Genomic DNA, 9,462 nt, shown 5'->3' with positions numbered 1-9,462 from the left:
CAGCAGGGCGACGCCGGCGTTCTTGCTGCTGTTGACGTCCACCGCGCCAGAGAGGGTGCGGCCGCCCTCGACCCGGAGGTGGGTCATCTGCGGCCGGCCGACCTTGACGATGCTGCGGCCGAAGATCGATTCAAGCCGCTGGATCATTTTCAGGCTCAAGTTCTGCTTGCCCTGCTCCATCCGGGCGATCGCGCTCTGGCTGGTTCCCAGCTCGGCGGCCAGCCGTCCCTGGGTCCAGCCCTTCTCGCCRCGGGCATCCCGGAGCACGGCGCCAACGTATTCAGCAGTCTGTTGAGTCATAGTCAATAAATATCACGGATGAGCTATTCGCCCCCTCGGAGCGCGCCATTTGCAGTCAAGCTCACAGAATAATCATCTCGTGCGATATATCGTGCTATATCCCGTGCGGTATCTTGCCCGGTATATAGCGCAGCTCGACGCCGGAGCGGGCCCTACTGCTGCGCCAGGAACACCATGTTCCAGGTCCCTGCGCCGATGGCCGATGCCATCGCGGTTCCGGCGATCAGCAGCCCGCCCAGCACCACCCACGCGTCCAGCCGGCTGAACGTCGCTTTCCGCGCCCAGGTCCGCTGGGCGCCGCCGAAGCCGCGCGCTTCCATGGTCACCGCGAGCCGGGAGGCACGGCGGACCGCCTGGACCAGCAGCCCGAAGCTTTGCCCCAGCATGGCCCTCAGCCGCTGGCCCGGGTTGCCGTGCGAGCCCACGCCGCGGGCCCGCCGGGCCATGCCGATGGTCTGCCATTCTTCCGCCATGAGTCCCACCAGCCGCATCGCGGCCAGGGTGCCCAGCACGAAGCGGTGCGGCAGCTTCGCCTGTTGGGCCAGCGCGTCCGCCAGGTCCGTCGGGTCGGTGCAGCTCATCAGCAGGACTGCCGGCAGGGCAATCGCGAGGCCGCGCAGCAGGAATCCCACCCCGAGCTGCAGCGATCCTTCGCTGATCGACCAGACGCCGACGTCGAGCAGTATCCTTCCGCGGTCAGCCGCCAGGATCGCGGTACTCCAGCCGCCCACGGCCGCCGCGAGGATGAGGGGCCAGCCGCGTTGCCAGAGCAGGCCCAGGGTCAGGCCGGCGAGCGGGAACAGCAGGAGTTCGAAGCCGAGGGCCACGGACGCGGACACCCAGTCAATAGACAGCGCCAGCACCACGGTGATCAGCAGGACGCCGGAGAATTTGGCCAACGGGTTGGCGCGGGTCAGCAGCGCGGTGTTTCCGTTCAGGGTCAGGGCGTTCCTCATGGCGCCGCCACCCCCGGCGTCGTCCGGCCGGGCAGTCCGGGTTGCGCGGCGTCGAGGTGCAATTCGGCCCCGCCCAGGACCTGGCTGAACTCCGCATCGTGGGTCACCGAAACCACGGCGGTCCCTGCGTCCAGCAGCTCGGATAGGAAGGAGGCCAGCTCCGCCCACGTGTTGGCGTCCTGGCCGAAGGTGGGTTCGTCCAGCACCAGCACCTGCGGATGGGCAGCCAGCACCGTGGCCACGGACAGCCGCCGCTTTTCGCCGCCGGAGAGCGTGTAGGGGTTGGCGTCCACCAGGCCCGTCAGGCGTAAACGTTCCAGCAGCTCATCCACCCGCTCTTCGCCGCGGCCCAGCTGGCGTGGGCCGAACGTCAGTTCGTCCAGCACCCGGCCCGTGACGAACTGGTGCTCCGGTTCCTGGAACACCGTGCCGATCCGGGCGATCAGCTGCTGGGCCTTCCACTTGTACGGATCGATGCCCGCGCCCGCGCTCAGCTCCGTGGTGGCGGACACCGAGCCCGCGACCGGCGCCAGCAGACCGGCCAGGGTTAGGGCGAAGGTCGATTTCCCGGAACCGTTGGGGCCGGTGACGGTCAGCGCCTGCCCGGCGCGGACCTGGGCCGTGATCCCCGACTGCACCGGCGTGGGCGGCACCGTGCTGAAGCCGCGCAGCAAACCGGTGCGGCGGGGGCGTTCGCGGGACACGGCCAGCTCCTCGGCGGCCAGCAGCAGCTGCGCCGGCCCGGCTCCCGCGCCAGCCCCGCGGCGGGCCCGGGTGGCGGGCACGTAGCCGGGAACCCAGACGCCCGCGGCGATGAGCATGTCCCGCGCCTGTTCGAGGACCTGGTCCGGCGAGCCGTCCAGCAGCACGGCGGGCTCCGTGCCGGCTGCGGTTCCCGGCTGGAGCACGACGATCCGGTCCACCAGGTCTTTCCAGACGGCGACGCGGTGCTCCACCACCACCAGGGTGGCCCCGGTCTTGTCCAGGCAGCGTCCGACGGCGTCGCGGACCTCAAGGACCCCGGCCGGGTCAAGATTGGCCGTGGGTTCGTCCAGCAGCAGCAGCCCCGGCCGCATCGCGAGGATCCCGGCGAGCGCCAGCCTTTGCTTCTGGCCGCCGGAGAGCGCCGACGTCGGGTGCTGCAGCGGCAGGCCGGCGAGCCCGACGTCGTCGAGCGCTTCCGCCACCCGGCGCCAGATGTCCGCCGGCGGCACGGAAAGATTTTCCGCCCCGAAGGCGACGTCGTCGCCAAGCCGCGACAGCACCACCTGGGTTTCCGGGTCCTGTTGCATCAGCCCCGCCCGGCCGCGCCGGGCCCGGGGCGGGGCGCCGTCGATCAGCAGGCTGCCGGTCTCATCGGAGTCCTCGTCGTCATCACTAGCGCCCGCGGCGGTGTTGTCGCCCAGCACCCCGGCCAGGGCGTGCAACAGCGTGGACTTGCCGGCACCGGAGGGGCCCAGCAGCAGCACCCGCTCGCCCGGGCGGATGTCCAGGTCCAGCCCGCTGACGGCGGGCCGGGGCCGTCCGGCGTGCCGCCAGCCCCAGCCCCGGGCGGTGATCGCGGCCGGCCGGACGTCGTCGAAAGTTCTCATGCGTGTGCGGGCATCAGGAGAACACTGGTTCCGATGCCGCCTTACGGGATGCGAAAGACGCGAGCACCCCGGTCCTGGCCAGGCCCCGGGTGGCCAGCCAGGACAGTCCGCCGGCGATCACGGCCCCAGAGACGGCGCAGAAGACGATGTAGGCGAGCTTGTCACCGGCCTCGTAGGCGATGTTCCAGCCCCAGGGCAGGAAGGAGTCGTTCAGGCCGCAGAACAAGCCCGCGCCGGCACCGGCCAGGAGGGACACGGGCAGGTTGAACCGCTTGTAGAGGAACGCGGCGAAGACCAACTCAGCGCCCAGGCCCTGCAGAATGCCGGAGATGAGCACCGTGGTGCCGTACTGCGAGCCCATGATCAACTCGCCGGTGGCAGCCACCGCTTCACAAAACAGTGCCGCGCCCGGCTTGCGGACCACCAGCATGCCCAGCAGTGCCGGGATCATCCAGCCGCCGGCGTAGAGCCCGGTCAGTGGCGGGTAGACCGCGTTGACCGGGACGGAGACCAAGTTGGCCCCCTGATCCCAGGCCCAGAAAATCACGCCGCCGGCAACAGCGATCAACGCCGCCAGCACGATGTCGACCACGCGCCAGCTGTACTTGCCGGTGGTCAGTGTCTGCTTCGCAGAAATATCCGTCATGTCGTCCTCCTGAGGTACAGGAGGGGAGGGCGCTCCGGCCGCGCCGCAACTTTCGTCGCGGATGCCGGGCACCCCGAGAACTCGACTCCCTTGCGCCGGTACTAACCGGATCAGGTTCGAGGGTCTGCGGCTGTCCGCACTCTCAGCGCCCACCTGCGGTTTCCCTGGATTTGCTCCAGTGATGCCCGACGGCGGCGCTCCCCTGTCGTATTGAAAATCACCCTTGTGGGCTGGGCCAGTTTACACCCGCCGGGCCCCCAACTGACTCGCAGTTGGTGTCGTTTTGAGCGCTCATAACGACAACAGCTGCGAGCTACTTGGGTTGCGCAGCGGCGGCCGCCTAACGGAAGCTGAATCCCATGAGCGACGCACCAGTTCCTGGCCCCGACTATGACCCGGATTCCGCGGAACCCCAGCCGCCCGGGTCCCTGGGTGCGCTCATTGGCCGTATCCTGACCGAAATCGAGGAACTGCAGTTCCGGACCTTCAGCAAGGACGACGCCCTCGATCTTGGGCTCCTCCTGGTCGAACTCGGGCGGCAGCGCTCCCACCCGATCGCCATCGACATCACCAAGGGGGAGCAGGTGCTCTTCCACGCGGCCCTGGAGGGCGCTACTCCGGACAACGAGCGCTGGATCAGGGCCAAACAGCGCACCGCCGTCCGGTATGAGGTGCCGTCGCTGCTGGTGGGCCTGCGGGCCCGCGCTGCCGGCCGGCGGATCGAGGACAACGCTTGGTTCGACCAGCAGGAGTTTGCGGCCCACGGCGGTTCGTTCCCCATCTACCTGCGCGGAACAGGGGTCGTCGGCACCGTCACCGTCTCCGGGCTGCCGCAGAAAGCGGACCACGAACTGGTGGTCGAGGCCTTGTCTGAAATCCTCGGCCGCTCGGAACGCTAGGCTAGGGTCAACCCTGTTTCCTCCCGCTAGGAGCACGAAGTATGAACATCATCATCAAACTGCTTGGCACCGGCATCAGTCTGCTCGCTGGCTTCGTTGGCACCAAGATGGTCGACACCGTCTGGGAAAAGACCACGGGCAACAAGCCCCCCAAGGGTCACGACGACGACGTTCCCACCACGCTGCGCTCGGCCCTGACCTTCGCCCTGATTTCAGCCTCGGTCAGCGCAGTTATCCAGGTCCTCGCCAACCGCGGCACGCAGCGCGCGGTCACCCGCTTCGCCAAAACCCAGGACCTGGTCTAAGGCGCATGGTTTAGGGCGCGTCCACGGCGCACCGTCATCCGGGGCCGTTCTGGAATGTAGCAACCCGCCCGGGGGCACTTTGCATGGATTTCGGGACCGCCGGGGTTAGTCAGCGGCGTGTCGGTGTCAAAGTGCCCCACACGGCGTGCCGTCAACCCGGCGCAAGGTACACCGGGCCCGCCAGGCGACCCGAAGCGCCGCCAAGAGCAGCCAGGCCTCGTCAGCTTCACCCGGGGCGCTGGCGGCTTCTCACTCGTCGTCGGCGAACCCGCGTTCGCCAGCGGCCTGCTGCACCACGGCCTCCAGCTCGTCGGCGCTGAGCAGTTCCGGATGCAGGTGCTTCGTACGGTAGCCGGCCCGGCCCACCATGTGGGCCGAGACGGGCACCGTGAGCAGCTGGAATATCCATGCCACCACCAGCACCGGCCACACCCACCAGGTGCGCAACTGGAGTCCCACCGCGCAGAGCAGCAGGAATAATCCCAGCACCTGGGGCTTGGTTGCGGCGTGCATCCGGGTCATCAGGTCCGGGAACCGCAGGAGGCCGATGGCCGCGCCGAGTGACATCAGCGCGCCGACCACCATGAACACGGCCGAGACGGCATCGATCACGGCGTCGGCGGAAAACGTCTCAGGGCTCATTGGGGTGCCTCCTCCGGTCCGCGACGAAGCGTGCCACGGTCACCGAGCCGACGAAGCCGATGAGCGAGATGGCCACCAGCAGCATCAGGTTGTTCAGGTGCCGGTTTACGGCCATATCGATGCACAGCGCCGCGCCCAGGATGGCCAGCAGCACGTCGGCGGCGAGCACGCGGTCCAGTAGCGAGGGACCCCTGGCGATGCGGATGATGGCGCCGGCCGCGGCGAGCGAGAGCACGACGGCGGTGACGGTCAGGACGAGCTGCATCATGCGCCCACCTCCTGCTCCAGTGCGGACAGTTCGGCCCGGGTGCCCATGATCCGGATCAGCCCGGCTTCGGTGTCGCGGACCTCATTGCGGAGCTTGGCCGCGTCCTCGGCGTTGCGGACGTTGATGCCGTGGATGTACAGCGTGGACGTGGAGCGGTCCACCTCCACCACCAGGGATCCCGGGATCAGCGAGATGACGTGCCCGGTGGCAGTCACCAGCAGGTCGGAGTGGCTCCGGAGCGGGACGGCGACGACGGCGCTGATCACCCGCGGCCCGCGGACGACGGCGAGGAACAGGACCTGGAAGCTGGCTGCCACCACTTTGGTCAGGAACACTGCGGCGAAGCGTGCGGCGCGCAACACGTTGAAGCGGCCTCCCAGCTCCACCGGCGGCAGATAGAACAGCCGGGCCACCGCCACCGCGATCAGCGCCCCGAAGAGTAGGTTGCCGGCACTGAAATCCTGCCAGAGGGCGCCCCAGACGATGACGAGCCAGACCAGGAGGGGCAGTTCCTGGCGCAGGGAGATCCGCTTGCGGGTCATTTGCCGCCCTCCTGCTGCGCCGGTTGGGCGATCGGCGGAACCGGCGCGTCCTCACCCAGCACGGCCTGGATGTACGCGGTCCGGCCCAACATTTCCTGGGCGGACTGCCCGGCCACGCCGAAGAGGGGTCCCGCAAAGACCGTCAACGCCACGCCGAACAGCACCAGGCCCAGCGTGGAACCCACCATGGTCCGCGGTAGCAGGGTCACGCGCTGCCCCGCGTCGGCATCGGCGGCCAGGGTCTCGGGCGAGGCCAGCAGTACCGGGTCTGGGTGTTCCGCGTCTTCGGGTTTGCGCCAGAAGGCGCGGTTCCAGACCCTGGCGATGGCGAGGAGGGTCAGCAGGCTGGTCAGCACGCCGCCCGCCACCAAGGCGTAGGCCAGCGGCGTGCCGAGCGCGACGCCGGCCTGCAACAGACCGAGCTTGCCCAGGAAGCCGGAGAACGGAGGGATGCCGGCCAGGTTCATGGCGGGCACGAAGAACAGCACGGCCAGCAGTGGCGAGAGCTTGGCGAGGCCGGCGATCCGGTCCACCGAGGAACTCCCGGCGCGGCGCTCGATCAGGCCGGTCACGAGGAACAGGCTGGTCTGGATGGTGATGTGGTGGGCCACGTAGAACACCGCGGCCCCCAGTCCCGCCACGGACGACATTGCCAGGCCGAACACCATATAGCCGATATGGCTGACCAAGGTAAACGAGAGCAGACGCTTGATGTCGCTCTGCGCCAGGGCACCGAGGATCCCCACCACCATGGTCAATAACGCCGCGACCATCAGCGGAGTGTTGAAGGAGTCGCCCGGGAAGAGCAGCGTCTCGGTGCGGACGATCGCATAGACGCCCACCTTGGTGAGCAGGCCGGCGAACACGGCGGTGACCGGTGCCGGCGCCGTCGGATAGGAGTCCGGGAGCCAGAAACTGAGCGGGAACACGGCGGCCTTGATGCCGAACGCCACGAGCAGCAGGACGTGCAGCAGGTTCCGGGTGCCTTCGTCGAGGCCGGCCAGCTTGATGGCCAGGTCCGCCATGTTGATCGTCCCCGTGGCGCCGTAAATCATCGCGATCGCGAGCAGGAACAGCACGGAGGACACCACGGAGACCACCACGTACGTCACGCCGGCACGGATCCGGGGACCGGTCCCGCCGAGGGTCATCAGCACATAACTGGCGGTCAGCAGGATCTCGAAGCCCACGTAAAGGTTGAAGAGATCCCCGGAGAGGAAGGCGTTGGACACACCCGCCACGAGGATCAGGTAGGTGGGGTGGAAGATCGACACCGGGGCGTCGCTGTCGCCGTCGGCCATGCCCTGGCCGGAGGCGTAAATCAACACGGCGAGGCTGACCACCGAGGACACCACCAGCATGAGCGAGGAGAACTGGTCCACGACCATCACGATGCCAAAGGGCGGAAGCCAGCCGCCGATGCTCACCGCCGCCGTGCCGCCCTCCCAGACGGAGGCCAGCAGCCAGCATTCCAGCAGCAGGGTCAGCGAGAGAATCGCGATGCTGACAGTCCGCTGGGCCCGGGTATTCCGGATCAGCAGGAAGGCCAGGGCGGCACCCAGGATGGGAAGGACGACGGCGAGCGGGGCGAAGCTGGCGATGTTCACTTGGGCCCTCCTTCCTGGTCGGGGCTGGTGTGGCGGGAACCGGGTTGTTCTTCGGCGGCCGCGGCCGCGACCGGAATCCGGCGAGCGCCGGCCGGCACGGTGTCCTCGTCGTCGGTGCCGGCCTCGTCGTTGCCGGCGCTGGCCACGAGGGGGAACTCCGAGGTTTCCACCGGAATTTCGGCGTCGTCCTCGGCGTCGAAGCTGGGGGTCGCCGCCACGCGGCGGTCCTCGGCGTCGTCCTGGATTTCGTCTTGCCTGGCCAGCACCCAGGTGCGGTAGATAATGCCCAGCATGAAAGCCGTGACGGCGAAGGAGATCACGATCGAGGTCAGGATCAGCGCCTGCGGGAGCGGGTCGTTGTAGTCCCCYGGCGGCGGTGTCCTTGTTGAAGAACGGGGCGAGGCCCGCGTAGCCGCCGGTGGTCAGGATCAGCAGGTTGGTGGCATTGGTCAGCAGCATCAAGCCCAGCAACACCCGGGTGAGGCTGCGTTCCAGGAGCAAGTAGATGCCGCAGGCGTAGAGCGCGCCCATGACCGTCAGCAGGGTCAGATTGACGCTCATGGGCTCCCCTTGGCGGTGGATTCGGCCGGCAGGCCTTCGGCGTCCAGCCCGGCAGCGGGTTCTTCCGGCCACCCCTCGTGCTGTTCTTCGAAATTCTCGTCGATCTCCGCGCCGAGGCTGCGCAGCACGTCCAGGGCCAGGCCGACGACGACGATGTAGACGCCGATGTCGAAGATGGTGGAGGTGACGAACTTGATGTCGCCGAAGACCGGCAGCCAGAGCTCGATCACCGCGGTCTGAAAGACCTGTCCGCCGAGCAGCAGCGGCGCCACTCCGGACGCCGCGGCCGTGGCGAGCCCGATCCCCAGCAGCGCTCCGGCGCTGACCGGGGTCGCTTCGCGCAGTTCGAAGCGGCCCCCGGCGAGATAGCGGACGGCGAGCGCCAGTCCGGCCAGGAGGCCGCCGGCGAAGCCCCCGCCCGGAAGGTTGTGGCCGGCCAGCAGCAGGTAGATGGAGAAGACGATCATCGAGTGGAAGATCAACCGGGCGACGACCTCAAAGATGATCGAGCGGCGTTCCGGGGCCAGGGTCCGCCCGGCCACGAGCCACGCGTCGCGGGTGGACGCCGCAAACCGGCGGCTCATGGCCAGCGCCGCGCGGTCCCTGGTGTGGGCGGTCACCGGTGTGCGGCGCCCGACGGTGCCCGCGGCCACGGACGAGGACGGACGGATCCGGTCGCCGCGGCCGCGGACGAAGATCAGGCTGGCGACGCCGGTGGCGGCGAGTGCCAGGACGGAGATCTCCCCGAACGTGTCCCAGGCCCGAATGTCCACGAGGGTGACGTTGACGATGTTCTTTCCTCCGCCGCCCTCGTAGGCCAGGTGCGGGAACTCCAGCGAGACCGGCGTCGCCACCCGGGCCCCCAGGGCGTGGATCGCCACGAAGATCATGGTGATCCCGAAAGCCGCCCCGATGATTACCCGGATCACGCGGTACTTGCCGCCGGTACGGTCCCGCAGTTCGGCCGGCAGACTGCGCATGGCCAGCACGAACGCCACCAGGATGATGGTCTCCACCAGCATCTGCGTCAACGCGAGGTCCGGGGCACCTTGAAGCGCGAACATCAACGCAATTCCGTAGCCGGTGACCGACACCATCAGCACGGCCAGGAACCGTTTGTTGGCCGCGGTGCGGGCCAACAAAC

At 68.4% G+C, this 9,462-nt stretch carries 11 protein-coding genes, 1 pseudogene and 1 riboswitch; of the genes and pseudogenes, 2 read left to right on the top strand and 10 right to left on the bottom strand.

The genetic code is table 11. The features are described 5' to 3' along the window. From AB4Y86_RS05150 to AB4Y86_RS05135, 4 genes are all read right to left on the bottom strand, one after another. A partial coding sequence (locus AB4Y86_RS05150; protein WP_441400695.1) for a helix-turn-helix domain-containing protein occupies positions 1-300 on the bottom strand: 300 nt, incomplete at its 3' end. A gap of 152 nt (positions 301-452) precedes the next feature. Beyond that, positions 453-1,256 carry an energy-coupling factor transporter transmembrane component T family protein gene (locus tag AB4Y86_RS05145; RefSeq protein WP_441400693.1) on the bottom strand — a complete coding sequence of 268 codons (804 nt, stop codon included), beginning with the start codon at positions 1,254-1,256 and terminating at the stop codon, positions 453-455. Further along, complete coding sequence (locus AB4Y86_RS05140; RefSeq protein ID WP_441400691.1) at positions 1,253-2,848, bottom strand: ABC transporter ATP-binding protein; 1,596 nt, start codon at positions 2,846-2,848, stop codon at positions 1,253-1,255. The genes AB4Y86_RS05145 and AB4Y86_RS05140 overlap by 4 nt, the downstream gene beginning before the upstream one ends. 13 nt (positions 2,849-2,861) lie before the next feature. Next, positions 2,862-3,494 carry an ECF transporter S component gene (locus tag AB4Y86_RS05135; RefSeq protein ID WP_441400689.1) on the bottom strand — a complete coding sequence of 211 codons (633 nt, stop codon included), beginning with the start codon at positions 3,492-3,494 and terminating at the stop codon, positions 2,862-2,864. 69 nt (positions 3,495-3,563) lie between these two features. Continuing rightward, positions 3,564-3,708, bottom strand: a riboswitch (TPP riboswitch). Positions 3,709-3,853: 145 nt separating this feature from the next. On the opposite strand from AB4Y86_RS05135, the gene AB4Y86_RS05130 reads away from it, so the two are divergent. Both AB4Y86_RS05130 and AB4Y86_RS05125 read left to right on the top strand, forming a co-directional pair. Next, entirely contained in the window at positions 3,854-4,393 is a 540-nt protein-coding gene (locus tag AB4Y86_RS05130; protein ID WP_441400687.1) for a heme-degrading domain-containing protein, read from the top strand. A 41-nt stretch (positions 4,394-4,434) separates the two neighbouring features. Next, positions 4,435-4,698, top strand: a complete 264-nt coding sequence (locus tag AB4Y86_RS05125; protein WP_441400685.1) for a DUF4235 domain-containing protein — start codon at positions 4,435-4,437, stop codon at positions 4,696-4,698. A gap of 249 nt (positions 4,699-4,947) precedes the next feature. On the opposite strand, the gene mnhG is transcribed toward AB4Y86_RS05125, so the two are convergent. From mnhG to mbhE, 6 genes and pseudogenes are all read right to left on the bottom strand, one after another. Then, positions 4,948-5,340: a monovalent cation/H(+) antiporter subunit G gene (mnhG, locus tag AB4Y86_RS05120; protein ID WP_441400683.1), complete on the bottom strand. Its 393-nt coding sequence runs from the start codon at positions 5,338-5,340 to the stop codon at positions 4,948-4,950. Then, positions 5,330-5,608, bottom strand: a complete 279-nt coding sequence (locus AB4Y86_RS05115; protein WP_441400681.1) for a monovalent cation/H+ antiporter complex subunit F — start codon at positions 5,606-5,608, stop codon at positions 5,330-5,332. The genes mnhG and AB4Y86_RS05115 overlap by 11 nt, the downstream gene beginning before the upstream one ends. Beyond that, positions 5,605-6,150, bottom strand: coding sequence for a Na+/H+ antiporter subunit E (locus AB4Y86_RS05110; RefSeq protein WP_441400679.1), 546 nt, complete (start codon positions 6,148-6,150; stop codon positions 5,605-5,607). Before AB4Y86_RS05110 ends, AB4Y86_RS05115 begins: the two co-directional genes overlap by 4 nt. Then, positions 6,147-7,757: a Na+/H+ antiporter subunit D gene (locus tag AB4Y86_RS05105; protein ID WP_441400677.1), complete on the bottom strand. Its 1,611-nt coding sequence runs from the start codon at positions 7,755-7,757 to the stop codon at positions 6,147-6,149. Before AB4Y86_RS05105 ends, AB4Y86_RS05110 begins: the two co-directional genes overlap by 4 nt. Further along, positions 7,754-8,318: pseudogene (locus AB4Y86_RS05100) on the bottom strand (Na(+)/H(+) antiporter subunit C). Before AB4Y86_RS05100 ends, AB4Y86_RS05105 begins: the two are co-directional and overlap by 4 nt. Next, a partial coding sequence (gene mbhE / locus AB4Y86_RS05095; RefSeq protein ID WP_441400675.1) for a hydrogen gas-evolving membrane-bound hydrogenase subunit E occupies positions 8,315-9,462 on the bottom strand: 1,148 nt, incomplete at its 5' end. The pseudogene AB4Y86_RS05100 and the gene mbhE, both read right to left, overlap by 4 nt.

Source organism: Arthrobacter sp. 2YAF22_2 (genome assembly GCF_052114645.1).
Classification (GTDB): Bacteria; Actinomycetota; Actinomycetes; order Actinomycetales; family Micrococcaceae; genus Arthrobacter.
The sequence above is the reverse complement of the archived record's forward strand: the minus strand, read 5'-3'. Positions and strand labels throughout refer to the sequence as shown.